The organism is Chitinophaga sp. YIM B06452 (assembly GCF_039655965.1).
GTDB lineage: Bacteria > Bacteroidota > Bacteroidia > Chitinophagales > Chitinophagaceae > Chitinophaga.
This window is the reverse complement of the sequence record NZ_JAWLKY010000002.1, coordinates 283,009-307,243: the sequence shown is the minus strand read 5'-3', so window position 1 is coordinate 307,243 and position 24,235 is coordinate 283,009. Positions and strand designations below refer to the sequence as shown.

Genomic DNA, 24,235 nt, shown 5'->3' with positions numbered 1-24,235 from the left:
TTACAGCTTGCGGTAATGCAGCCAGATCACGCCGGAAGCATACACATGGGAATTGACCAGCTTCAGCCGTTGCAGGGTATCCTGCCGGAAAAGGGGGATGCCTTTGTTGATGGCCACGGGGTTCACGAAGAGCCAGTATTCATCGATCAGGTTGTGCTCAATGAGCACCTGCGAAGCGCCGGGACTGCCGAAGATCAGGATATTCCTGCCCGGTTCTTCTTTCAGCGCCCTGACCTGCTCAGGCACGTTTTCGCTGATCACCCTGGTTTTGGGATCGTCGCTTTTCATCGTCCTGGAGAGCACCACTTTGGTGACGCTCTTGTACCATGCGGCATGGTGCCGGGCGTGTTTGCCTGCATCCGGCTTCTGGTCGGCGGTGGGCCAGTAGTTGTCCATTATTTCGTATGTTTTCCGGCCATACAGGGCCGTATCCGCCTCATCGGTCTTGCTGTCCACGAAGCTGAATATTTCATCGTCTATCTTTATCCAGTCCATTTCCCCGTTGGGGCCTGCTACGTAACCGTCCAGCGAAACGTGCATGGAGAGTGTGATGATCCTTGCCATGATCTTATTTTTTATTGTAGTGTAAATGTCCGGCAATATGCGGAAAGGCAGCGGGGGGTATAGCGACATTTCAACGGGGCGATATCGACAAATCCGTGCTAACCCCGAGGTAAGTGGTAACCTTATGGAAAGTAGTGCGGGTTCCGGGCTGTGGTTGGTTTACTTTTACAGCTTGATTATACTACCAAGGTAATCGAATTAGTATAACAGTTGTAGGTAAACTATAAAGCCGCTGTTCCCAGCGGCTTTGCCATGTTCACTGCTTTAAATATGTTATGGGCGGCCCGACCTTTTCAAAGCCGTGCTCTTTTCTGAGATTATTCCTTTCGTCCTCGGTCATGTTTTTAGCTACGCCTTCGCTGAGCTTTCTAAAATATTCTTCCATCTTGCCAGCAGGTTGATGGCATATGATTACTTTTGCCTCTCCCTGTCCAACCTTCGCAAAAGTATGAGGTACCATCCGGGGGCCGAATACAAGGTCGCCCGCTTTGGCGTTATAAGTGTTGTCTCCGACCCTGATCAGAAACTCCCCCTGCAAAACATACCACCATTCATCGGTATCATAGTGCGTGTGTAGAATAGGCCCTCCTTCCTTCATGCGCGTTGATTCAAAAACATACATGCCTCCATTGGTGTCTTTAGCCGATACTTTAGTGTAAAAACTGTCGCCCTCGAAAGGAGAAGTGCTTTTATTGAAACGGTCTTTGCCCGCGTCAACCTTGAAACCTTTGTCATCCCTGGTCTGGGGCCCGGGTTTTGCAATTGCGCCAAAAGGCGCCGTAAGGAATGAACCTACGGCAATGCTCAATTTTAAAAAGGAACTGCGGTTCATAAAATTGATTTTGCAGTAAATTTAACGCATATAATGATTATACCGGAAACCACGCTACTACCGGCATTTTGCGCCGTTAAAAAGCTACTTTTTCATTAAATTGCTTCGGGAACTCATATGCCCAAATAAAAAATGATGTTCAAACATTTACTCCGCCGGTTCTTACCGGCCGGAATATTATCCCTGTTATGCTATGACCTGGCGGCCCAGGCTCCCGGTGAAACGCCCGGTAATCTTTTCCTGCGGAAAAAAAAGAAGACGGTCACTATTGTTCATGGCGACTATATAGGTTTCACCACCGCGAAAGATACCGTGAAATACTTCGGGGATAAAGAGCTTAGCTACAAGCTGTTTAAAGCCGATACAAATAACTTTTTACTGCGGCGCCCGCTACAATACCGGGATACCGTAGTCGAACCCGGCAAGTTTGATCTCTCGAAAGCAGGAGAGTACCGCTACGGGCGGGCTTACAGGAAAGATAAGAAATGGTATGCCAACATTGTGCTGGTGGATTCATATGAATATAAATCGGTGGCCGTTAAAGACATCACCGCCATTCAGTATCCTCCAGATGCGGACAATACGCTGGGATGCATTTTCTGCCCGTTTGTACCTGTTTATAATATCTTTTACTTCATCTCGCTGAAGAAGCGGTGGCGCCCTCAAAATTTCGAAATGGGAAAATGGCGCCTGGTGCAAAAGAGCGCAGCAATTTGATTCCTGATACAAACAAATCCCTGCTATGAAGATTCCCGTCATAAAAGGTGTCATCGACCGCCGGATCCTTATCAATTTTACGGCCGAACCGACCGTTGTGCAGGCAATGCTTCCTTCCTGCTTCCGCCCGAAGATCCACAATGGTAAGGCGATCGTCGGCGTATGCCTCATCCGGCTGAAACAGGTGCGGCCAAAAGGGTTTCCCGCATTTACCGGTGTTTCGTCGGAGAACGGGGCGCACCGCTTTGCGGTGGAGTGGGATGAAGACGGTGTGGTGAAAGAAGGCGTGTACATTCCCCGCAGGGACACTTCATCCAGGCTGAATGCATTTCTCGGGGGGAGGTTTTTCCCGGGCAAACATCACCGGGCGGATTTTAACGTGGAAGAGTCCGGTGGCAACTTCCGGGTGTCGTTCAGCAGTGACGACGATACCAGAATAGCTATTACTGCGAAAATAGCAGATCATTTCCCGGCGGATTCCGTATTCAGCAGCCTTGAAGAGGCTTCCGCTTTTTTCGAAAAAGGGTCGGTGGGTTATTCCCCCGGCCGCGACGCCGGGCTGGATGGGCTGAAGCTATATGCCTACCGCTGGGAGGTGCAGCCACTGGAGGTTTCAGAGATACATTCCAGTTATTTTAAAGATAAAGCGGTTTGTTTTGACAATGCTTTGCTCATGACCAACATCGAACACGAATGGATGGGGATGGGAGAAAAGTAAAAAAGGCCGCCATTTCACGAACGGCAGCCCTTTCTATATTGCATATTAAACCTTCTATTTCGCCAGCACCCCGTTCAGCAGCAAACCGTCGCCCGCGGGCATATCCAGTTGCAGGAGCTTGCTGATCAGCGGTGCAATGTCTACCAGCCCCATCTGCGGTATCACCCCGCCTTTCCGGATGCCGTTGCCGAAAGCGACGAACCCGGTCTGTATCTCCTTGAAATCAGGATAAAAACCATGTGTGCCGCCTTTGGATGCGCGGATGAATTCGCCGGTGGAAGCGGGCGTGAAAGCATAACCCTGCTGCGCGGCCAGGCCGAGCGCGGCGGTGGGGTCGGCGCCTATCGCATCCAGTTCTTCGCGGGATTTGATGATGAAGGTCTGCTGTTGCTGTATAGGTAAGTTTTTCAGAAGCTGTATCACTTTCTCTTTGGTCTGTTTGTAGTTCCTGTCCTTCAGCTGCAAAAAGCAACCGCCGCCCGCGGTGTGGAAACAGGCTTTCCAGTTCTCCGGTTTTTGCGGATCGTACAGGCCTGCCTGTGCCAGCAGCACGTTGGGCGCCAGCACGGCGTGGATGTCCACAAAACCATGGTCGCCGGTTACGATGATGGTAGTGTTTTGGGTGATGCCCGCCATGTCTACCGCTTCGCGGATGCTTTTCACGGCATGGTCCACACTGGCCACTGCGGCCCGTACTTTATCTCCGTCGCGGCCCTGTTCATGCTCGAAGTGATCCACCATCACCAGGTGTACGGCGGTGAAGGCGGGTTTGTATTTGCGGATGAGATAGCAGGCGGTGCGGGCAAGGTTATCGTCGAGCCCGAGGTAGTCGCCGCTGAAATCGACGTCTTCCAGCTTGCCGAGGGCATTGTTTTCCAGCTCTTCAAACAGGCCGGCGGGAGCGGTGTTCTCTTTTAATGCCTTGAGGGTGATGCGGGCCTTTTTGTCGGAGAGGTACCAGTATTCCGGGAAATTCCAGGTGGCGGGGGAGTTGAAGGAAACCGGCCAGTATACGGAAGCGGTCTTCAATCCTTTGGTTTTCGCTGCGCTGAAGATGGTGGGCGTTTTGATGGTGTTGTAATCCCATATCCATTTGCCGGTAGCGCCCAGCGGTTCGAAGGGCATATTGTAATAAACGCCGTGTTTGAGCGGTTTTACGCCGGTGATCATGGTGGTGTGGGAAGGGTAGGTAACGGTTGGGAAAACGCCGTCAACCCCGTCGGCATACACACCTTCCTTCATGGCCTGCCGGAGGTTCACCATGTTCCACGAGGGATCTTTGTAAAATTCTGGCCTCAAACCATCGATGCTGATCAAAACGACGTGCTGATCCTGGCCATAGGTAACGGTTCTCAGGAAAAACACAGCTAAAAGCGCAAGTGTTATCTTCTTCATTTGGATCTGTTATAGAGTATAAACATCTAAAATAACACTTACACTTTGTAATTAATAATGTTACGAAATCTTTAATTCGAGTTAAAAAATATTTAATTCCAGATGGTTTATACTGAATAATATGCTTTGAGGTATTTCCCCGTCACGCTATCCTCCGCTTTCACCAGGTCTTTCAAGGTGCCTTCAAATACTACTTTCCCGCCTTTGTTCCCCGCGCCCGGCCCGATGTCTATTACCCAATCCGCCTGGCTGATAACTTCCACATTATGCTCAATGATGATGACGGTATTGCCTTTATCTACCATCTCATGGAAAATTTTCATCAGCTGCGCGGTGTCTGAGGCATGAAGGCCGGTGGTAGGCTCGTCGAAGATGAAGAGCTGCCCTTCTTCTTCCATCTCGGTGGCCAGCTTGAGCCGTTGCCGCTCGCCGCCGGAAAAGGTATTGAGCGATTGCCCCAGCGTGAGATATCCCAGCCCGAGCCTTTCCACTTTTTGCAGCGTGTTCTCCACGGCATGACCCTTAAAGAAGGTGATGGCTTCTTCCACCGTCATGGCCAGCACTTCAGCGATGTTCTTATGATGCCATTTGTAACGCAGCGCCTGCGGGTTGTAGCCGCTGCCATTGCAGGCGTCGCAAAGCTCTTCTACATCGTCCATGAACGCGAGGTCGAGGATGATGATGCCAAGGCCTTTGCATTCCGGGCATGCGCCTTCGCTGTTGGCGCTGAACATGCCTGCGCTGGTTTTATTGGCTTTGGCGAACAGGCTCCTGATGTAGTCGAAAACGCCGGTGTAGGAGGCGATGTGCGCCCGGCGGGAGCCGCGCAGGGGCGACTGGTCTATCAGCTTTGCAGAAGGGTGTTGCTCTGGCAACACCTGGTTGATGAGCGTGCTTTTGCCGGAGCCTGCCACGCCGGTAACAACGTTCAGCACGCCTTTGGGGATGCGGAGGGTTACGTCTTTTACATTATGCAGCGTGGCGTGCGATATCGTGAAATACCCGGATGCTTTGCGGGGATGTTCATTCAGGATATGTTGCTGCCGGAAATATGCGCCGGTAAGCCCTTTGGAACGTTTCAGGCCGCTGAGGCCACCTTGGTATACAATTTCACCGCCATGAATGCCCGCTTTCGGCCCCATATCCACTACATGATCGGCAATGGCGATAATGTCCGGGTCGTGCTCTACGATGAGGATGGTATTGCCTTTGTCGCGCAGCTGTTCCACCTGGCGGTTCAGGCGCTGTACGTCGGCAGGGTGGAGGCCGGTGCTGGGTTCGTCGAAGATGTAGATGAGGCCGGTGAGGCTGCTGCCCAGGTGTTTCACCATTTTGATACGCTGGCTTTCGCCGCCGGAGAGCGTGGCCGTGCTGCGGCCGAGGCTCAGGTAGGAAAGGCCAATGTCTGCCAGGTGCTGTAATCTTTTGATCAGCTCGGCCACAACGGTCTGCACGTTCTTCGTTTTGACGTGTTCAAGGAAACTGATCAGTTCGTTGACCTGCATGGCTGCGCAATCGGCAATATTCTTCCCTTTGATCCTGCTCGCCAGCACTTGCTGGTTCAGCCGTGCGCCGTGGCAAACGGGACAATCGTCCAGCCTCATCACCTGGTACATTTCCTCACGGTTACGGGTAAACGACCTTGATTCCCTTTTCAGGTAAGTGCGGGTAATGCGGGTGATCACGCCTTCATACAGCTGCGTTTTGCCCCAGCCCGGCAAAGGATGCGGCGGTTTATGCTCCGGCGCATTCAGCAGCAGGTCCCATTCTTCGGGGGTATAATCGCGTATTTTTTTATCGTTGTCGAAGTAGCCGGATAGTGTATACCGGGCCCAGCGGTAGCTTCCCGGCTGAAAGGTGGGGAAGTTGATGGCGCCTTCGTTCAGTGATTTGTTTTTATCGATCAGCTTGTCGATGTGAATGGTGTTCACTTTGCCCAGCCCTTCGCAGTTGGGGCACATGCCGGCGGGATTGTTGAAGGAAAAGGCGTTGGCATAACCGGCAAAAGGTTGCCCGGCGCGGGAAAAGAGCAGGCGCAGCAGGGTAAAGGTGTCTGTGGCTGTGCCTACAGTGGAGCGGGCGTTTCCGCCTATCCGTTTCTGGTTGATGACGATGGCCACGTTCAGGTGCTCTATTTTATCTACGTCAGGCTGGCCATAGTGCTGCAGGCGGTGGCGTACAAAGCTGTCGTAGGTCTCATTCAGTTGCCGCTGCGCTTCAGCGCCGATGGTCTCAAACACCAGCGACGATTTGCCGGAGCCGGAAACGCCGGTGAATACGGTGATCTTGTTCTTGGGCAGGGTCAGGGAAATATTCTTCAGGTTGTTCTGCCTGGCATTCACAATGGAAATGGGTTGCATGGTTTCAGTTAAATGGTCTGCATAGGATTCACAAAAAATAAGCCTGAAGTACTGCTGTAATAAAAAAGAGCTGCCATTACAGCAACTCTTTTCCGGGAGACAGCGGGATCCGCGCTGTTATTCCCGTATCTGTTGAAGCACGGATTTCATCTCCGCCTTCTATTGTTATAAGGTAAAGGCCTTTGCCGGGGGATATATCGGGCACATGCGTGTTGCCGCGAACGCCGGGACTGGTTTTCAGCAGCCTGCCGCTCAGGTCTGGAACGCTGATGCGGCATGCAGTTCGGGGCTTGCCGTTGAAATACCATATCCGCCGCACGTTATCAAGATAGGCAGCGGCGCTGCAATCTTATATCAGTGTTGACGAGTTCTTGGAATAAGGTGTTCAGGGCCACAAACCGGTATAACGGCTTAAAGCGGGGTAAACTTTACGTTAATTCCTGCCGATTTTTATTTTCTTTGTTTGTAAATTTCCCGTTCATGAAACATTTTGCCCTGTTCTGGCTGTTACTCACCACCATTCCCGCATTTTCACAGGATACCGCGGTGTATCTCCAAAAGAATAACCTGGCTTACCGCACCGGCCAGCAAACGGACTATATGAAGGAGCGCTGCGTGCTGGATGTGTATTATCCCGTCAAAGCCGCCAATGCGCCCGTGATCGTCTGGTTCCACGGCGGAGGCATTACCGGGGGGAATAAGTCTATCCCGGCGGAACTGAAAAGGCAGAACGTGATCGTGATCGCGGCCAATTACCGGCTGAGCCCCAAAGTGAGCTGCCCTGCCTATATCGAAGACGCGGCCGCAGCAGTGGCCTGGGCATTCCGGAATGCGGCTTCCTTCGGCGGGGACTCCAACAGGATCTATGTGTCCGGCCACTCGGCAGGGGCTTACCTGTCCTGCATGGTAGGGCTCGATAAAAAATGGCTGGCTCCCTACCACATCGATGCGAACCGTATCGCGGGACTGTTCTCGTTCAGCGCGCAGGCTATTACCCACTTCACTATCCGCAAGGAAAAAGGCATTGCAGATACGCAGCCTGTTATCGACGAGTATGCGCCGCTTTACCATGTAAGGGCCGATGCGCCGCCGCTGTATCTCTACACGGGCAACCGCGAAATGGAAATGCTGGGCCGCTATGAAGAAAACGCCTATCTCGCACGCATGATGCAGCTCACGGGCCATAAAAAGACCTGGCTCTTTGAAATGGACGGCTATGGGCACGGCGATATGCCGAAACCTTCATTTTACCTGATGTTGAAGGAGATCAATAAAAAATGATCACTGCGCTCTCCGGCCATGCCGGCGGAACGCGGCTACCAGCTGGAAAATGCTGTAAGCGATAATGATGCGGCTGAGGAAGTCCACGAGTTTAGCCCAGAAATTCAATTGTGTTTTAGGCAACAGGAAATCCTGTTTATGCGTGGGGTCGAGGAAGCTGAAGTATTCGCCGGCCCAATTCCCTAAACCGGGTGCAGCCGGGTCGGGGTAAAGCGTGATGTAATAGATGAAATACATTGCCAGGGAAACGATGAATGTAAATGCCAATGCCTGCGGCCAGCTTTCGCCGTGGCGGTTGCTGAGAGCGTTCAGCCGGAAGGTAAAAAGCTCCAGCCAATCTGATACCCGCGGCCAGCCTGTTTTTTTACCTTCATTTTGCTTCCAGTCCAGTCTCAATAATTTCTCCTGGTGCGTCATCATCAATGCATGGTACTTCGTCGCGGCGATCATATCACCCTGGTTTTCGTATACTCTTTTCAACTGGCTGTAAAAGAAATACAATTGCTCTTCCGATTCCCGCGAACCAGGTAAGGCGCCACAGATGCGGATATTATCTTTGGTGAAGTCTGTGCCGGTTATATATAGGTCTAATAACTTGCTTTTGGAGAATTCGATGCTGAAATCGTTCAGGTTGGTACCGGTTATTTCGGACTTTCCGAGTGAGCTGTTCACGATCATGAAAACGGGCCGGTACATGGCTTGACCGGGTATGCGTAACGCAGGGTTGTCATATGTGGAACGCTGGATATAATCCTGTACCCTGAATTTTTTCCGTTCGTTGAGCGCCCTGTCAAATGTAAACCTGAATTCATCCGGAACATCCAGTGGTAGATGTATTCCCGGTATCTGCTCATCCAATGTTACCGGTTTTTGTTTCGCCTGGACATTCCTGATCTGCAACTGCCCGAGGATACTGGTATCCTGGATCAATCCATGATGGAGGCTGCCGCCGGCAAGGGTGCAGACAGCATCTTTTGGCAAGGTGGCATTGGTCATGACGAACAAGTTGATCTGGCAATTACGGAAAACAAAATCACCGCGGTTGCCGGAATCCCACTGCACTGCATGGAAACGGCAGGAGAGGATATGCGTAGCCGCTATCCATGCATTGTTCATCATGAAGTTCTGAAATGTACGCTCTAATATGCATCCAGTTATTTTGCAATCACTCAGCGAAAGGTTCCAGCAATAACTGTCTTTGATGGTCAGGCTCCCGATCTCACTGTTTGTCCTGATATTTGCATAATCCAGCTGGGTGTTTTTTTTGAAATTCAGCAAATCGATATGGCTCTTTGAAACTATCATGCTTTTCCCGCAGCTTTCTTTCCATTCAAACAGCCCGCAGTTGCTTTTGTCTGTCACCTGCAGCTTTTCACAATAGGTATGTTCTATGTCAACCCATGAACAGGCGCTGTTATCTTCAATGGCAAGCAGGGAAATAATACTTGTACTAATATCCAGTCTTTGTGTTTGCATATTGGACAGGCGTGCATCATCCAAGGTGCTGCCTTTTACCATTGTGAAATCACAACCGGTATTTTTAATACGCAGTTCTTTGCAGGAAGAATTTATCAGGCTCAACATCTTCACTTTCGAATTATAGCATTGCAATGCCGCTAAATGGCAATTTTTAAGCTCAATACGGACAATGTTGCAATTATTGAAAATGAGAAAGAGCGGGTCGTCAGGCGTTCCAACGTCTTCAAGAATAATGTTCCCGTCCTCCGGCTCCGCATCCGACAGAACCGTAAAGTTCCCCGCATAAATGGATTCAAACCCCTCCACGTACTTGTGCATGCCCAGCGATGGCCGCCTGCGCAAGCCTTCTATGGGTGTAAATCCCGGGTCTCTCAAACAGCTGATCAGTTCTTCAGTCGTTACCTTATTGGCATAAGTCTGCATGGGGTATAGGTTTTGAGGCAGACTGAAGTTAAGCAGATTTTTCCTTTTCTCTGCGGGTAACAAACAGGTTTGTATTATTCGATCTCAAGATCATACTTCCCCAGCAGCCCCGGCAAGCTCATCAGTGAGAACTTCGCCTTTTTGATGCGGTTATTCTCTGGGTCCAGCGAAATATTGAGGGCAGTGCGCAGGTCCGATTTTTCGAGCGTGGTATTGTCGAATGTGGCGTTGAGAAGGTCGCAGCGGTCGAATACGGCTGAAGTGAGATCGCAGCCGGAAAAGTCCGCTTCGTGGAAGGTCGTGTTTCTGAAGGTTGTCTTTGCCAGCTTCGTGCCGTAGAAAGATGCGTTGTTGCAATTGCAATTGTCCACCGTTATTTGAAACAGGAATGGATTGCACTGGTCGAAGCGGAGACCGAGCATTTTGCAGTCCCTGAACTGTACGTCCCTGAAAGCCGTATTGCCGGGCTTTGCCAGGCTCAGGTTGCAGCCTTCGAAAGTGCATTCAAGGAATATGCTGCCGGAAAGCGAAGTTTCGGAGAAGTTGCAGTTCTCAAAGATGCAGTTCTCATATTCGCCCTGCGGTAAAGGGTTTTGGGTATAATCCTTTTTACTGAACGTTTCGCTGTAGATCTCTTCCATGCCGGGAAGGTAAATAAAAAAGGGATAAACGTATTTATCCCTTTAGATGAAAACGATGCAATGCGGTTAGCGGAGTTGCCCGCGGATCACGCCATTGGGCCAGGTGGTGGAGTGCGCGTTCACGTACAAAGCTTCCGTACGCAGCGCGCTGGCAGTCGCTTCGTCCAGCTGGGTCATTTTGGATATGCCGAAATCCGCTGCTGTGGCACAGAGCGGTACCAGTACACCGCCGTTTACGCCGGCAGCGCCACGGTGGATGTGCGCCATGGTCAACGCGTCGCCGCCGGGGAGGTTGGAGACGGTCACTTTGGAATACAGCTTCCGGTCTACCGTCAGCCGCAGCAAGGCCACGCCCGTAGCGGTGGTCACAACCGGGGGCACTTCATTTACGCCGGACATATTCACGGTCTCAGCCAGCAGCAGGTCGCTGTTCACCGTACCGCGCACCAGGCCGCCGGGGAACTGGGTGGAGTGGACGTTGAAGTAGATGTCGTTGCTGCGGTTCTTCAGGCTGTCTGCCAGCGATTTCCGCAGCGTAAGCGTGCCGCTGCTGGTAGTGCCCGTCCATGCAGGGAAGGGGAGGATAACAGGGCCATTGGTCACGGGGTCGCCTGTATGGAAATGCGCCATGGTCAGCGCGTCGCCGGAGGCCAGGTTGTCTACCTTGAAAGAATAACGAAGCGTGTTGTCCGCATACAGCTGCATGGTCAGCAAACCGGTTTCCGATCTGCCGGGAGGGGCGGGGTTCTCCAGCTTTGTACTGAGTGGTATCTCGAATATCAGCACGGGGTTGTTGTCGTCATCGTCGTTGTTGCAGGAGGAAAAAGAAATAAAACCAGCCAGTGCAAGCGCCGTTGCGGCAAATACATGTTTGTTTTTCATAACGAAATGGTTTGTTCACTTCTAATCATACAATGATCAGTCCAAAAAGGTTGCCTCGGAAGTGAAAAAACGGGGTTGGAAACAACTGTAGCGGAGTATTTTAACGGGGTTTGTCCCACAATTTGCTCATCATTACCTGCTGGAGCGCCTGTTCCCGGTAATGGCGGCTGATGGGCACGCGGTGCGGGCCGGTGAAGATCTCGTTGCCGTGAATACTGTCAATTTTGTTGACGGATACAATAAAGCAGGCGTACAGAAGGAAGTGCTCACGGGAAGAGCGGGAGCGGGTGAGGTATCAATAGAGCGGCGTATGCAGTGTATTCAGCGAAGTGGATACGCTGCTGTCTTTCACAGCTTCCAGGTACAGGCGGTATTGCAGCGCGTTCTCCGGAACGGACAATGTAACGGAAGGGCCGTTCCCTGCTTTTTCTATGAAGATGGGATGGCCGTACTGGTCTGTTTTTACGAGATACCATTCGTAATGCAGGCCGGTGTGCATATTGCCGGCAAACGCCCATCCGCTGCCATCTTTCACCAATGCATGATAGGTAAGCCTGCTGCCGGGCAGCGTGGTGCGTGAAGGCCGCAATATTTTCACCTTTGGCAATGCGGGCGTTGCTGCCTGTCCCCAGGCCGCCGCCAGCCGGTACCAATCAGGCTTATAGCGGCCGAGGTGATCGGTGAGGCCGTTGAAAGTGACGAAATCGCGGGTAACAAGGTCCTGCCAGGTGGTTAAGAACGCAGGCTGGCGCATTGCTGCGGGAAGCGTTGTATAGGTCTCTGCCGGCATCCTGCTGATAAAACACGGGAGGCCGGACGACAGCAATTCCGCGAGCCCGGTGGTGTCTGCACCTGCCTCAATACCGAATGCATCCACCGCGGGAAGCTGCGGCCGCAGCCATTGCAATGATGGTGTAATACCCGGCGTAAGGCGCAGGTCCAGCGTTACTGGCCGCGATGAATCTATTGTTTTGATAGCTGCGGTAAGGCGGGCCAGCCAGCTGATATATTCTTTTTGCTGGTATAGCAGGCCGGGTTTGTAATGGTGAAGGGCCAGCCGCTGCCAGGCATTATTACCGATGCTCCATGCGGTGATAACGGAATCGCCGCGGTGTTTGCGGACGGTGTGAAGGATGCTCTTTTCAAGCGCCGACAATGTTTCAGCATAGGTATCCATAGCAGTGATAGCCGGTATCCAGAAGCCATAATGAAGGTGCAGGCCGTTGATGCGCGCTTCCGCCAGGATGTTCCTGTCGTATACGCCCGGGCCGTAACGCAGGATGGTATTAGCTCCCAGCTGCTTTATGCCCCGCAGGTCCCTGGCTGCTTCGCGCCGGGTAACGGCATGCAGGTTCCGGAACCAGCTTTCGCCTTTCTGGTAATTCAGCCCGCGGATGGAATCGGGCAATGCGCGGTGCGGGAAAGTGTCTGCCGGGATCGTATCATTCAGCGCCCCGGCGTATGCGGCTGGCTGTTGACTGCGGAGTCGGGGGAAGCTGTCCAGCCATGCCTGCAGCTGCTGCGGGTTTTGTATGCTCCAATCCAGCGAGGGAACGGAAACGCCGGGCGGCACATTTTTGTCGTGGCTGGTGTTGAAGAACACGAGCGCATGTATTTCCGGGAAATTGTTATTCACTGCTTTCAATGCGTCATGCATCCACTGGTCTTGCCCGGCAGCGCCAGGAGCGCCTGCTTCGGCTATCATCACGGGAACGCCCGTACGAAGAAGCGGCAGGCGGCGGAAAGGCATATACAGGTTTTCGAATGAATAAGACGAACGGCTTTCCAGGTGCGGGCCATAGTCCAGGATGGTAAGGCCTATCCAGTCCACCGTTTCTTTCCCCGGGAAATACTCTTCCGCCGCTCCCGCCTTCCAGGGGTTCCATACCCATATGGCGTTGAAAGCGCCCCGGCGCCGGAAAACATCGCGCACGTACCGCCAGGCTGATTTGAATTCTTCCGGCGTATTGCCGCCGCGGGCAGACCAGGGATAGGCGGGATTGTCAGGCTCGTGCGCGAAGCGCAGGAACACGGGCCGGTTGAGGGCTTTTACCTGGTCTGCAAACTGGCCGAGGTAATGATCGAACATGCCGGCGGTGATATGCGCGAATATCTTTTGTTCTTTTTCGAGTTCCCCCGTTGTGTTCCTGAACAGCTTGGCCCAGGGCTCCCAGGTGATCATGGGAATGGCGCCCTGCCGGTAGATGTCTGCCATCAGCGAATCCGGCAGCAGGCTTTGCGGCCCGTCGCCCCAGGGGATGTACAGCGAAACAATGCCGGGGTTTGTTATGTTGTGACGATGGTCCGGGTCATAAACGCCGGTATAGAAAGGCTGTTCCTGCCGGCGTTGCGCGCCGGGCGGCGTTTCCGGCTCATTGCCGCCGCTGATAAAATGCCAGCTCAGGAATATGACGGCCAGCAGCAGCGGCAGGCCCAGCTTCCGCACGCCGGCATAAAGATGCAGGTGCCTGAAAAGCCAGAATTTTCTTTTCAGAAACAGCGGCACGATCAGCATGGTCTCCACCCAGCTGTAACGCGCGGGTATCTTGCGCAGCCGCAGGCTGGCTACGATATTGAATGCCATGATCAGGCAGTTTACGCCCGCAATGCCCGCCATAAATAAGGAATAAGGATTCCAGTCGTAATACAGCCCGTAAACGATCGCTGCCACGGAAACCACTATCACCGCGATATTTGGCAGGTTCAGCCGCCAGTCGTCCGGCCCTGAATCATCTTTGGGCGTAGGAATGTATGGCACTTTTTTCCTGGCCAGCGTGTATACGAGCCCGAGAATATAGATCCACCAGGTGCCGATGAACAGCAGGCCGCCCACTACGTGAAAGCCGCGTTCCGTTTCTTCCATCACCCACCGCTGCACGAAATGCCTGATCAGCAGGATGGATGCAATGGCGGGGAAAGCCAGCATCGCGAGGTTGAGCACGTCCGACCGGAAAGGGATCAGCCCGGTCACCAGAGACAATACAGGAATAAGGAAGTTGATAAAGATGATGACGCCTGAGAAATAATGAAACGGAACAGTGCCGTAATGCAGCCGCTGCGCCCAGGTGAATTTCCGGAAGAGTTTTGGATAGGTGGTGACCAGCAGCTCGAAAGTGCCGCGCGCCCATTTGAGCTGCTGCGCGTAGTAGGCGGAAAGCGTGTTGGGAACGAGCCCGCGGGTGAGTACGGCAGGCACATATACCGATTTCCAGCCGGCAGCATGCAGGTGCATGGCTGTATGCATGTCTTCCGCCAGCCCGCTGGCATGCCCGCCGATCGAATCCAGCGCGGCCCTGCGGAAAGTACAATTGGCGCCGATGGCCTGCACGGTGCCGTAGCGGTTCATGGTAGACATAATAGGACCATAGAACTGGAAGGTTTGCTGCGCCGCGCCTTTGGCCACGATGCTGTCTCCCAGGTTGCTATATGCCTGTACGATCTGCACAAACCCCACTTCCGGGTCGTTGAAGTAAGCCACCACTTCGTCCAGGAAGCGGGGCGCGGGCACATGGTCAGGGTCCAGCACCACGCACAGCTCGCCGGTGGCGTACCGCAACGCATTGTTGATATTGCCGGCCTTTGCATCCCTGCGGTCGCTACGGGTGATGTGGCGCACGCCAAGGCGGTTGCAGACTTCTTTCAGGTATGGGTCATCGGCTTCGTCGCAGAGGTAAGCAGTATGCGGGTAAGGCATAGCCTGGATAGCGGTGAGCGTGTTCACGATTATTTCATACGGCTCGCCCGGGAAAAAGGTAGTGAGTACGTCTACTGTAAAGCGGCGTTCCTGTGGGGGAGCGGGAGGGATGGTAATGGAAAAGTAATGATACCACTCGTGCAGGATGGCAAGACAATTAAAGGCAATGCCGGCTATCAGCACCCAGTAAAAAGGAGCATAACCCACCTGTGTGCCGCGCAGCAGGCTGTAGAGCAGCACGCCCATGCTGAGCACGCCCAGCACGATCATCAGCCTGATGGTGAATAATTCCAGCCGCGACGGCGGGGATACCGGCTTTAGTGGTTCCTTCATGGTGCTACTACGTAAAAAGGTGTATTGGCGGATACGAAATTACCATACGCATCGGATACGGTGGCGAAGATCCTGTATGGTCCCTCTTTCGCGGGAGCGCGGAAACTGGTCTTATTCCCTTTGAGGGAAAGCAGCAAACTGTCCAGCACAACAGGTTTCCTGGCATTCACGTCACCACGGTACCGGGTATACCAATCCTCGGGAACAATCTCCCAGGTAACCCGCAATGAATCGCCAACGGCCGTGTCGAATAATATTTCCGCCGCATTCACGGTGCCGGGCCCCAGCAGGATATTGTCCCGCGCGCCTTTTCCTTCCAACAGCATATATTTCAGCGGGGGGGCTTTGTGCGTTGGCGGCTGCCCGGTCCAGATCTGCTGCATGGTTTGAACGATGGGGGATGCGGCGCCGTTTTCAGAGAAAAGGCTGAACCAGGTATGCGTCACTTCCTGCTTCTGCCCCCAATAGAATATGCAGGCGCCGAGGAAGCGGGGATTGTCCACAGGCATATGATCGGTATACCGTTGAAGGTATTGTTCTGCTTTTTTGTTGCTGGTATTTTCGATGGGCGCCCCCCAGGCTGTGGTTTCTGTTTCCCATGGCCCGTTGATGCCCCATTCCGATATGAGGAAAGGCCCGTTCCAGAACCAGGAGAAATTTTTCAGGTCGCGTTCAAGGTTGGGCAGCTCTCCGAAAATATTCAGCGAAATTAGGTCGAGGCCTTTCACTTTCCAGCGGATATTGTAAATGCAGCGCCTGTCGAAGTTTATCAGCGCCGTGGTAACAGGATGATCCGGGTCTTGCGAATGGATCATCTCCAGCAAGCGGTTGTATGTTTTGTAGAAAGGCCGGAAGCGTGGTCTGTAAGGGAAGTCCACCTCGTTGCCGAGGCACCACATCAGCAGGGCAGGATGATCTTTGTAACGGTTCACCAATGCATGGCAGGCGTTGTATAATGCCGTCACGCGGGCAGTGTCTTTATAAAATCCCAGCGAACGGCTCAGCGGGATGGGGATCCCCGCGATCACGGCAATGCCGGAGGCATGCGCACGGTCCAGCACATCGCCCAGCCCCGCAGTGTCCCAGGTGCGGATGGTATTGCCGCCCGCAGCGTGCAGCGCTTCAAAATTGCTGAACCCTGCGGCGCCCTTTATGATGAAAGGTTTTTTATCGCGGAATAAAACATACCGGGCATCCTGCCGGTCGATATAAACTTTGCGTTCTTTAGACGGGACAGGCGGTGTGGAGCAGCTTGCGAGCAACAGGAATAACGCAGCCGCAGCCAGCGCTGGCCACCGTTGTGCCCGTATGTAAGGTGTAATTCGGTGCATACCTGATCCCGGAGGATAGATAAATATAGTGGATTTATCCGGACTCCGGGAATTTGCAGGGGAAGGCGCCATGCAATACAGGCAATGCTACGCTCTTATACTTTCCAGGTATCGCCTTTTTCTCCTTCCAGTACTTTCCGGAGGCTGCCCAGGAAAAAGTTCCAGCCCTGCTGGCAGATGTTCCAGCATTCCACCTCAGGATTCAATCCCTCATGGACCATTTCCAGGTGCGTGCCGTTGCCTTCTGGCGTAAGCTGCCAGTGCATGCGGGTGCCGATCCATTCTGTTCTGTGCGAAAGGCCGGGCATGTCCTGCAGGTTGTCCGTGCAGGTCCAGGTGAGCTTGTGACCGGGAAGGGCCGCATCGATCCGGAAGGTCATAAATGTACCACCGAAACGTACGGTAAACACTTCGCCGGGTTGGGTAGCCTTGCCGCTGAAGTCCTCGGTCCACCAGGCAGGAATGCCGGCAGTAAGGGCAGCATACACCGTTTCCATGGAAGCGGGTACGGTAAAGCTGTGCTGATAGTCTGTTGTTGTCATAATGAATGTTTTTGCCGAAATAAAGATACCGATCGGTTACATATTGGGCCGGGGCTAAAACAGACAATCCGGGGGGCCTGTTTGGCCATTTTTTCATCCTACCTTTGGCGGAAACAGCAGAGTAATGAAAACGCTCACCATTCTCATTCCTGAAGGGCAGAACAATCTCAGCAGCGTGATCGGCCCTTATAAGTTTTTCACGAAGGCCAATGCCTTTTACCGTAACCAGGGAAAAGAAGAAGTGTTCCGCGTGCAAGTGGCCGGCGTTGCGGCTTCCACGAACCTTTACGGCGGCTTGTTCTCTATTCATCCGCATACCTATATCAAATCCGTTAAACAAACAGACCTGGTGATCATTCCCGCGCTGGCACATGAAAACCTGGCGGAAGTGGTGGCGGCAAACAAGGAAGCAGTGGAATGGATCCGGCGGCAATATAACAACGGGGCGGAAGTGGCCAGCATCTGCACAGGCGCTTTTCTATTGGCCGCTACGGGCCTGCTGGAAGGAAAATGCTGCTCCACGCACTGGAACGCAGCAGCGAAATTCAGCGAGATGTTCCCCGGCGTAAACCTGCAAACAGACCGGCTGATCACCGATGAACAGGGGATCTACACGAACGGCGGCGCTTATTCTTTCCTGAACCTGATGCTGTACCTCGTGGAGAAATACTACGACAGGGCTACGGCCATCTTCTGCGCAAAAGTGTTCCAGGTAGACATAGACCGCAACAGCCAGAGCCCTTTCACGATATTCAACGGGCAGAAAAACCATGCAGACGAGATCGTGCTGCAGGCGCAAACCTACCTGGAAAACCACCTGGATGCACGGATCAATATGGACGAGCTGGCCGGCAGCCTGGCCGTGAGCCGCCGCAATTTCGACCGGCGGTTCATTAAAGCCACCGGCAACACCCCGGTGGAGTACCAGCAGCGCGTAAAAGTGGAGATGGCCAAAAAAGCCCTTGAAACCGGCCGCAAAACGGTGAATGAAGTAATGTACGATGCCGGCTATACGGACGTGAAAGCCTTCCGCGACCTCTTCCGCAAGATCACCGGCCTCTCGCCGCAGGAGTACCGGGGCAAATACAATAAGAACGCCGCCGGCCTTTCCTAACGTGCCCGCCCGTGAGAGAAGATGAAAGAATATGCCGTAATGCATTATTTTTACGGGAACACCTATTTCAAACCTAACCTGTAAAACCATGGCATTACCAGACATTTTCTCACGCAGTGTTTCCGACCAGGTCATCGGACGCATCAACCGGCTGACGCCCGCAACCGCTCCCCAGTGGGGCAAGATGAACGTAGGGCAGATGCTGGCGCATGTAAACGTGGCCTACGAAATGGTATACGACGACAAATACCCGAAGCCGGGCTTTTTCATGGGGATCATCCTGAAAACATTTGTGAAAAAAGTAGTTTGCGGAGAAGCGCCCTACAAAAAGAACAACCCCACTGCGCCTGCATTCCTGATCACCGGCGAACGGGATTTTGAAAGGGAGAAGCTCCGCCTGATCGATTACATCAACAAGACCCAACTGCTCGGCAGCCAGGCTTTTGACAACCGGAAAAGCCTGTCGTTCGGCAAACTCAGCATTCCCGAATGGAATAACATGTTCTATAAACACCTCGATCACCACCTCACGCAGTTTGGCGTGTGAGGAGTGCAAATAATTGACCAGCCGTCCCTGCCCGGCAGGGACGGATCTTTTTATGGGTCTTAATGACTATGTCTTTTCTTATTGCCCATGTCCCTCGTTCTTTTGTTTCCCTGGGCGAAAAAGTAAACGATAACCAACAGCAATACGAAAGCCAGCGATAAAAGTGGAATAAGCATGACCGTTTATTTTCATTACCCGGTCAAAATCAGCGCCAGCCTGCCATCGCATGTTATTTTCACGCTGCCTTCACAACAGCTGCATTGCTGCGTTAAACAACCCATGCATTTCCGCGCGGATATTCCACATTTTGCATGGCATAGTAATTGGGCCGGCCTTTGTATGAAACAGGGAAAGGTTCATATCGGCACGTCCGGGTGGGTGTACAGGCACTGGAAAGGCACATTTTACCCGGAAGACCTGAAGCAGGCGGACTGGTTCGCCTATTTTTCAGAACGTTTTCATACGGTGGAGATCAACAATTCATTTTACAGGCTGCCGGAAATTAAAACCTTCAACACCTGGCGGAAAATTGCGCCGGAAGGGTTTGTATATGCGGTCAAAGCCAGCCGCTTTCTTACACATATGAAGAAGCTGATCGTGGACAGGAGAAGCATCGATAAGTTTTTTAACCGCGCGCTGCATCTTGAAGAGAAGCTGGGCCCTGTGCTGTTCCAGCTGCCGCCTAATTTTTCCGTCAATGCAGAACGGCTGGAAACCTTCCTGCAGGCGCTTCCCGAAGGATTGTGTTATACATTCGAGTTCAGGGATGAAACCTGGTATGAGAAGGAAGTATATCAACTGCTGAAAGCGCACAACGCTGCTTTTTGCATCTATGAATTACAATACCACTCCTCTCCGCTGGAAGTAACGGCGGATTTCATTTACATCCGCCTGCACGGCCCGGGGAAAAAATACCAGGGCAGCTATCCCGATGCCACGCTTCGCAAATGGGCGACCTTCTGTAAAAAGTGGAAGAAAAAAGGGAAGGATGTGTATGTCTATTTCGATAACGACCAGGAAGGATATGCCGCTTTCAACGCCCTCCGGCTGGCGGAACTGGTGAAATGAACAGCGCCTATTGAAGCGAAAGCGTATAATTATCTTTTAGCAGAACGCCGGTAAGCCGCAACCGCAGCGCTTCCCGCAGCAGGTAAAAGATCTTTTCCGCAGCAAGATCATAAGGTAATCCTTCGGGCCGGATATTTGAAATACAATTGCGCGCTTCATCTGTAATGCCGGGTTGCGGGTTGAATGTGAGGTAAGCGCCCAGGCTGTCTGGCGAGGAAAGCCCCGGCCTTTCGCCGATCAGCATCAGCACCAGTTTTACTTTTAATAGTTGCCCGATCTCATCGCCAATGGCCACGCGGCCCTGCTGCACCAGCTGAATGGGCGCGCAGCTGATTTGCTGGTTTTGCAGCATGGGGAATAATCTTTCTATCAGCGGCATGGCATGCCTGTTCACGGCGGTGGCAGAAAGCCCGTCCGCCACAACAATAGCCACATCTGCATTTGCGGCTTCCAGCGCAGCAGCGGAAGAAGGATGCAGTTTCCTGCCTTTATCCGGCCGTTGCAGGTAATCGGTGCGGTCTGCCGCTTCGCTGTGCAATTCATTTATTTCCCAGGATTGCTGCCGGAACAGCTGCATATCCAGTGAAGAGAAAACAGCATCGCGGGCATGCGCATGCGCCAGCCTGAACTGCAATACCTCGCGGACGGGAATAGCAGTGCCGGTCCGCCCCAACGCAATGCGCGCGGCGGTAAAGGCGCGAAGCCCATCCCATGGATCGGGTGTGATGTAGTGGTCTTCTTTCATGGGTAATTTTGCAGCAGCAGGTGAGAAGATGGTACGGGCAACGATCTGCCGTGTTTGTCCATTAAACCGTATTGCACCAGCCATTGCTCGAATTCGGGGGCCGGCCGTAAACCGAGTGCCTGCCTGATATACAGGGCATCGTGGAAAGAGGTGGACTGGTAATTGAGCATGATATCGTCTGCTCCGGGCACGCCCATCACGAAATTGCAGCCCGCCACGCCCAACAGGGTCAGCAGGTTGTCCATATCGTCCTGGTCCGCATTTGCGTGATTGGTATAACATACGTCTACGCCCATAGGCAGGCCCAGCAGCTTGCCGCAGAAGTGGTCTTCCAGCGCCGCGCGGATGATCTGCTTACCGTCGAAAAGATATTCCGGGCCAATGAACCCCACTACGGTATTGACCAGCAGCGGGCTGAAATGGCGCGCTACGGCATAGGCCCTGCTTTCGCAGGTCTGCTGGTCTGCGCCTTCGTGCGCATTGGCTGATAAGCTGCTGCCCTGGCCGGTTTCGAAATACATCACGTTGTTGCCGATAGTGCCGCGTTGCAGTTCCAGCGCAGCGGTATGGGCTTCTTTGAGCAGGGAAAGACTGATCCCGAAACTTTTATTGGTTTTCTCCGTGCCGCCGATGGATTGAAATACCAGGTCCACCGGGGCTTTATGCATCACCTGCAGGGCGGTGGTCACATGGCAGAGCACGCAGGATTGGGTAGGAATGTTGTATTGCTGCCTGAACTGGTCTATGAGCGTGAGGAGGCTTACCACCGCATCAGGACTGTCTGTTGCCGGGTTGATGCCGATTACCGCGTCGCCGCTGCCGTAGAGTAAGCCATCTATCATCGAAGCGGCAATGCCCTTCGGGTCGTCTGTATTGTGATTGGGCTGCAAACGCACGCTGAGCCTTCCTTTCAGCCCGATAGTGTTGCGGAACCGCGTTACCACTTCCATCTTGCGTGCGGCGCTTATCAGGTCCTGGTTGCGCATGAGTTTGCTCACTGCCGCCGCCATTTCAGGCGTGATGCCGGCGGCGGTTTGCTGCAGGGTAGCGGTGTCTGCAAGATCGCTCAGCAGCCAGTCGCGGAAGCCGCCCACGGTGAGGTGGGAGATGGGGGCGAAGGCTGCTTCGTTGTGCGTATCGATGATGAGGCGGGTCACCTCGTCTGTTTCATAAGGGATAACAGGTTGTTGCAGGAAGGTTTTCAGCGGGAGGTCCGCCAGCGTCATCTGCGCAGCCACGCGCTCCTCGTAGGTTTCAGCGGCAAGCCCTGCCAGCGCGTCGCCCGAGCGGTACGGCGATGCTTTGGCCAGCAGCGTTTTCAGGTCGCTGAAATGATAGCTGCGTTGATGTATGGTATGGCGCCAGGACATAAATATTTTTTCTCAGGAAAGCTGCCTGATCTTTTGTTTCCGGATGATAAGATACGTAATCCATGTGACCAGTAACCCCGCAAAAAAAATAACGCTCAGCAGCCGGTTGTAATAGATGATGGCGCCAAGCGTAATAACGGACAAGCCCAGCGCGATGGCCGGGAACCAGGGATAAAAGGGCGTTTTGAACGGCCTCTCCAGCTGAGGCTCTTTCCTGCGGAGCACAAAAAGGCTGATCATACTCACGATGTACATCACGATGGCCCCGAGCACAGATAATACCACCAGCTGATCTGTCCGGCTGATGCAGAGCGCGATGATGCCAGCCAGCGCGCCTACGACCAGGGCGTTGTAAGGCGTTTGCCTTTTGCGGCCGATGGCGGCCAGCAGCGAGGGCAGGTAACCTTCCCTGGCCAGGGCGAATATTTGCCGGGAATAACTGATGATGATGCCGTTGAAAGAGGCGATAAGCCCGAAGAGGCCAATGCCCGCGAATATTTTCGTGATCCCGCTGTCTTTCCCCAGTACAATGCCGATGGCCTCCGGCAATGGGTAATCGATAGCGGACAGCCGTTGCCAGTTGGTGATGCCGCCGGTGAACATCATCACGGCAATGGCCAGCACCACCAGCGTCAGTATTCCGGAAATATAGCCGATGGGAATGTTCCGCGCCGGGTTCTTCACTTCTTCCGCTACCATGGCCACCCCTTCGATGCAAACGTAAAGCCACACCGCGAATGGCAGGGCCGCAAATACGCCGCTGTAGCCGAAAGGCAGCGCATCTTTCAGGAAGTTCTCCATTTTGAAATGCGGCGCCACGATGCCGAAATATACCAGCAGCTCCACGACTGCCAGCAAGGTGAACAGCAACGTGAAAGCAGCAGATTCTTTAATGCCCAGCAGGTTGATGCCCGTGAGCAGCAGGTACACGCCGATGGCAGTGCCCAGCACCGGCAACCCGGGATGCAGGAAATGAAGATAGTTGCCCAATGCAAAGGCGATGGCCGGTGTAGCCAGCAGGAATTCGACGAGGGTGGCATATCCCGCGATGAGCCCGCCTATGGGCCCGAGCGCTTTCCGGGCGTAAGAGAATGGCCCGCCCGCGTTGGGGATGGCAGTGGTCAGTTCCGTAAAACTGAAAATAAATGTGACATACAGCAGCGTTACCACCAGCGTGGCCAGCAGGAAACCGATCGTGCCGGCAACGCCCCAGCCGTAATTCCAGCCGAAATATTCCCCTGAGATGACCAGTCCTACGGAAATAGCCCATAAATGCACAGGGCGGATCGCTTTTTTAAGTGTAGCCGGGTTTTCAGGCATGAGGGCAAGTTTTGCAGGTTTTTGAAAGGTGGTTGATCTCAAAAAATACAAAATTCTGCCGGTAAATTCAATTTATTGAGAGGAGTGTAACGTAAAAGTTCCGGATATAATTTATTTCAATGCATGATGATCCACGCCACGCAATATTTCGACGGTAATAAATGCAAAGCCGGGTTTATTGATGCGCTTGCTGTTCATACACCGCCGCCAAGGCATCAGGCGTTACCAGCCTGCCGTCTTTTTTCAGCAGGTAAAACCGGTCCATCCGGCACCACTCATGTGCGGAAGCCCATTGTGCGGGAATATTGAGCCTCATGATGAAATTGTTGGCGAAGCCGCCGGGTACTTCAATATACTGGTCCATCATGCTGAGCAATAAATACCCTTCGGCCGGCGGATTGATGATCTGTGCCATTCCCTGCGGGGAGAGCAGCATAGGGTCCAGGCCGCCGTCCGGCCACTTCCAGTACATCTGTGCGCTGTTGGAGATATTTTTGCCGCAACTGGCGATTATCGTTACGTTCAGGGTATCGCCGGGAGTGAAGAATGCCGTCAGCGACCGGACTACCTTTATTTTTTCGGGAGGTTGGGGAAGGAAAAACACCGTGTCCTGCACCTGCTGCCACTGGCCTACCGACCGCTCCGCCACACGGCCACAACCGCCTTCGGCAAAAAAAGTACCGTCGCGGTACAGCGTCACGGAAGGGGCACAGCTGTCTGGCGACTGTTTATATAGCTCATAGTCAGCCGTTTGACCGGCAGCCGTGACCTGCAATAATAACAACGCAGGCAGAAGGTGAAAGATGTGTTTCATGACCCGGACAGGTTTGTTGGCATTCAAATATAGTATAAATATTATTAATATTTATCCCTGCTTGC

The 24,235-nt window shown here is 53.2% G+C and carries 21 protein-coding genes; 6 read left to right on the top strand and 15 right to left on the bottom strand.

Annotated features, from left to right (window positions below; translation table 11 throughout):
* The gene (locus R3I13_RS10905) at nt 1–564 is read right to left on the bottom strand and encodes a dihydrofolate reductase family protein (RefSeq protein WP_346317981.1); all 564 of its coding nucleotides are present in this window, start codon (nt 562–564) and stop codon (nt 1–3) included.
* Between the two features lie 256 nt (nt 565–820).
* A complete protein-coding gene (locus tag R3I13_RS10900) occupies nt 821–1,396 on the bottom strand; it encodes a cupin domain-containing protein (RefSeq protein WP_346317980.1) in 576 nt (191 codons plus the stop codon).
* Between the two features lie 135 nt (nt 1,397–1,531).
* Between R3I13_RS10900 and R3I13_RS10895 the strand changes: the two genes are divergently transcribed.
* Both R3I13_RS10895 and R3I13_RS10890 read left to right on the top strand, forming a co-directional pair.
* On the top strand, nt 1,532–2,113 hold the full coding sequence (locus R3I13_RS10895; protein ID WP_346317979.1) for a hypothetical protein: 582 nt from the start codon (nt 1,532–1,534) through the stop codon (nt 2,111–2,113).
* Between the two features lie 25 nt (nt 2,114–2,138).
* Complete coding sequence (locus R3I13_RS10890) at nt 2,139–2,831, top strand: DUF2071 domain-containing protein (protein ID WP_346317978.1); 693 nt, start codon at nt 2,139–2,141, stop codon at nt 2,829–2,831.
* A 54-nt stretch (nt 2,832–2,885) separates the two neighbouring features.
* Here the strand turns inward: R3I13_RS10890 and R3I13_RS10885 are convergent, their stop codons facing one another.
* The 3 genes from R3I13_RS10885 to R3I13_RS10875 form a co-directional block, all read right to left on the bottom strand.
* A complete protein-coding gene (locus tag R3I13_RS10885) occupies nt 2,886–4,226 on the bottom strand; it encodes an ectonucleotide pyrophosphatase/phosphodiesterase (protein ID WP_346317977.1) in 1,341 nt (446 codons plus the stop codon).
* Nucleotides 4,227–4,333: 107 nt separating this feature from the next.
* Nucleotides 4,334–6,586 (bottom strand): excinuclease ABC subunit UvrA, encoded by a 2,253-nt coding sequence (locus R3I13_RS10880; RefSeq protein ID WP_346317976.1) that lies wholly within the window; start codon nt 6,584–6,586, stop codon nt 4,334–4,336.
* A gap of 76 nt (nt 6,587–6,662) precedes the next feature.
* The gene (locus R3I13_RS10875; protein WP_346317975.1) at nt 6,663–6,905 is read right to left on the bottom strand and encodes a hypothetical protein; all 243 of its coding nucleotides are present in this window, start codon (nt 6,903–6,905) and stop codon (nt 6,663–6,665) included.
* Nucleotides 6,906–7,066: 161 nt separating this feature from the next.
* Here R3I13_RS10875 and R3I13_RS10870 point away from each other — a divergent pair, with 161 nt between their 5' ends.
* A complete protein-coding gene (locus R3I13_RS10870; protein ID WP_346317974.1) occupies nt 7,067–7,867 on the top strand; it encodes an alpha/beta hydrolase in 801 nt (266 codons plus the stop codon).
* On the opposite strand, the gene R3I13_RS10865 is transcribed toward R3I13_RS10870, so the two are convergent.
* The 6 genes from R3I13_RS10865 to R3I13_RS10840 all read right to left on the bottom strand — a co-directional run bounded on the left by R3I13_RS10865 (nt 7,868) and on the right by R3I13_RS10840 (nt 17,192).
* A complete protein-coding gene (locus R3I13_RS10865; RefSeq protein ID WP_346317973.1) occupies nt 7,868–9,769 on the bottom strand; it encodes a hypothetical protein in 1,902 nt (633 codons plus the stop codon).
* Between the two features lie 74 nt (nt 9,770–9,843).
* A complete protein-coding gene (locus tag R3I13_RS10860) occupies nt 9,844–10,410 on the bottom strand; it encodes a pentapeptide repeat-containing protein (protein WP_346317972.1) in 567 nt (188 codons plus the stop codon).
* A gap of 66 nt (nt 10,411–10,476) precedes the next feature.
* Complete coding sequence (locus tag R3I13_RS10855; protein ID WP_346317971.1) at nt 10,477–11,292, bottom strand: CHRD domain-containing protein; 816 nt, start codon at nt 11,290–11,292, stop codon at nt 10,477–10,479.
* 295 nt (nt 11,293–11,587) lie between these two features.
* Complete coding sequence (locus tag R3I13_RS10850; protein WP_346317970.1) at nt 11,588–15,319, bottom strand: glycosyltransferase; 3,732 nt, start codon at nt 15,317–15,319, stop codon at nt 11,588–11,590.
* On the bottom strand, nt 15,316–16,650 hold the full coding sequence (locus tag R3I13_RS10845) for a glycoside hydrolase family 2 TIM barrel-domain containing protein (protein ID WP_346317969.1): 1,335 nt from the start codon (nt 16,648–16,650) through the stop codon (nt 15,316–15,318). The genes R3I13_RS10850 and R3I13_RS10845 overlap by 4 nt, the downstream gene beginning before the upstream one ends.
* Nucleotides 16,651–16,745: 95 nt before the next feature.
* Nucleotides 16,746–17,192 (bottom strand): SRPBCC domain-containing protein, encoded by a 447-nt coding sequence (locus tag R3I13_RS10840; RefSeq protein WP_346317968.1) that lies wholly within the window; start codon nt 17,190–17,192, stop codon nt 16,746–16,748.
* A gap of 124 nt (nt 17,193–17,316) precedes the next feature.
* Here R3I13_RS10840 and R3I13_RS10835 point away from each other — a divergent pair, with 124 nt between their 5' ends.
* The 3 genes from R3I13_RS10835 (at nt 17,317) to R3I13_RS10825 (ending at nt 19,921) form a co-directional block, all read left to right on the top strand.
* Entirely contained in the window at nt 17,317–18,306 is a 990-nt protein-coding gene (locus R3I13_RS10835) for a helix-turn-helix domain-containing protein (protein ID WP_346317967.1), read from the top strand.
* 88 nt (nt 18,307–18,394) lie between these two features.
* Complete coding sequence (locus R3I13_RS10830) at nt 18,395–18,853, top strand: DUF1569 domain-containing protein (protein WP_346317966.1); 459 nt, start codon at nt 18,395–18,397, stop codon at nt 18,851–18,853.
* A gap of 339 nt (nt 18,854–19,192) precedes the next feature.
* Nucleotides 19,193–19,921: a DUF72 domain-containing protein gene (locus tag R3I13_RS10825; protein ID WP_346317965.1), complete on the top strand. Its 729-nt coding sequence runs from the start codon at nt 19,193–19,195 to the stop codon at nt 19,919–19,921.
* A gap of 7 nt (nt 19,922–19,928) precedes the next feature.
* On the opposite strand, the gene eutC is transcribed toward R3I13_RS10825, so the two are convergent.
* The 4 genes from eutC to R3I13_RS10805 all read right to left on the bottom strand — a co-directional run bounded on the left by eutC (nt 19,929) and on the right by R3I13_RS10805 (nt 24,170).
* Nucleotides 19,929–20,666 carry an ethanolamine ammonia-lyase subunit EutC gene (gene eutC, locus R3I13_RS10820; RefSeq protein WP_346317964.1) on the bottom strand — a complete coding sequence of 246 codons (738 nt, stop codon included), beginning with the start codon at nt 20,664–20,666 and terminating at the stop codon, nt 19,929–19,931.
* Nucleotides 20,663–22,036, bottom strand: a complete 1,374-nt coding sequence (locus R3I13_RS10815; RefSeq protein WP_346317963.1) for an ethanolamine ammonia-lyase subunit EutB — start codon at nt 22,034–22,036, stop codon at nt 20,663–20,665. The genes eutC and R3I13_RS10815 overlap by 4 nt, the downstream gene beginning before the upstream one ends.
* Before the next feature lie 12 nt (nt 22,037–22,048).
* Nucleotides 22,049–23,356, bottom strand: a complete 1,308-nt coding sequence (eat, locus tag R3I13_RS10810; protein ID WP_346317962.1) for an ethanolamine permease — start codon at nt 23,354–23,356, stop codon at nt 22,049–22,051.
* Between the two features lie 175 nt (nt 23,357–23,531).
* The gene (locus tag R3I13_RS10805; protein ID WP_346317961.1) at nt 23,532–24,170 is read right to left on the bottom strand and encodes a hypothetical protein; all 639 of its coding nucleotides are present in this window, start codon (nt 24,168–24,170) and stop codon (nt 23,532–23,534) included.
* Nucleotides 24,171–24,235 lie beyond the last annotated feature (65 nt).

Coding starts and splice junctions, on each gene's coding strand:
- R3I13_RS10905 (WP_346317981.1), bottom strand. CDS start 564: ATGGCAAGGATCATCACACTCTCCATGCACGTTTCGCTGGACGGTTAC.
- R3I13_RS10900 (WP_346317980.1), bottom strand. CDS start 1,396: ATGAACCGCAGTTCCTTTTTAAAATTGAGCATTGCCGTAGGTTCATTC.
- R3I13_RS10895 (WP_346317979.1), top strand. CDS start 1,532: ATGTTCAAACATTTACTCCGCCGGTTCTTACCGGCCGGAATATTATCC.
- R3I13_RS10890 (WP_346317978.1), top strand. CDS start 2,139: ATGAAGATTCCCGTCATAAAAGGTGTCATCGACCGCCGGATCCTTATC.
- R3I13_RS10885 (WP_346317977.1), bottom strand. CDS start 4,226: ATGAAGAAGATAACACTTGCGCTTTTAGCTGTGTTTTTCCTGAGAACC.
- R3I13_RS10880 (WP_346317976.1), bottom strand. CDS start 6,586: ATGCAACCCATTTCCATTGTGAATGCCAGGCAGAACAACCTGAAGAAT.
- R3I13_RS10870 (WP_346317974.1), top strand. CDS start 7,067: ATGAAACATTTTGCCCTGTTCTGGCTGTTACTCACCACCATTCCCGCA.
- R3I13_RS10865 (WP_346317973.1), bottom strand. CDS start 9,769: ATGCAGACTTATGCCAATAAGGTAACGACTGAAGAACTGATCAGCTGT.
- R3I13_RS10860 (WP_346317972.1), bottom strand. CDS start 10,410: ATGGAAGAGATCTACAGCGAAACGTTCAGTAAAAAGGATTATACCCAA.
- R3I13_RS10855 (WP_346317971.1), bottom strand. CDS start 11,292: ATGAAAAACAAACATGTATTTGCCGCAACGGCGCTTGCACTGGCTGGT.
- R3I13_RS10850 (WP_346317970.1), bottom strand. CDS start 15,319: ATGAAGGAACCACTAAAGCCGGTATCCCCGCCGTCGCGGCTGGAATTA.
- R3I13_RS10845 (WP_346317969.1), bottom strand. CDS start 16,650: ATGCACCGAATTACACCTTACATACGGGCACAACGGTGGCCAGCGCTG.
- R3I13_RS10840 (WP_346317968.1), bottom strand. CDS start 17,192: ATGACAACAACAGACTATCAGCACAGCTTTACCGTACCCGCTTCCATG.
- R3I13_RS10835 (WP_346317967.1), top strand. CDS start 17,317: ATGAAAACGCTCACCATTCTCATTCCTGAAGGGCAGAACAATCTCAGC.
- R3I13_RS10830 (WP_346317966.1), top strand. CDS start 18,395: ATGGCATTACCAGACATTTTCTCACGCAGTGTTTCCGACCAGGTCATC.
- R3I13_RS10825 (WP_346317965.1), top strand. CDS start 19,193: ATGAAACAGGGAAAGGTTCATATCGGCACGTCCGGGTGGGTGTACAGG.
- eutC (WP_346317964.1), bottom strand. CDS start 20,666: ATGAAAGAAGACCACTACATCACACCCGATCCATGGGATGGGCTTCGC.
- R3I13_RS10815 (WP_346317963.1), bottom strand. CDS start 22,036: ATGTCCTGGCGCCATACCATACATCAACGCAGCTATCATTTCAGCGAC.
- eat (WP_346317962.1), bottom strand. CDS start 23,356: ATGCCTGAAAACCCGGCTACACTTAAAAAAGCGATCCGCCCTGTGCAT.
- R3I13_RS10805 (WP_346317961.1), bottom strand. CDS start 24,170: ATGAAACACATCTTTCACCTTCTGCCTGCGTTGTTATTATTGCAGGTC.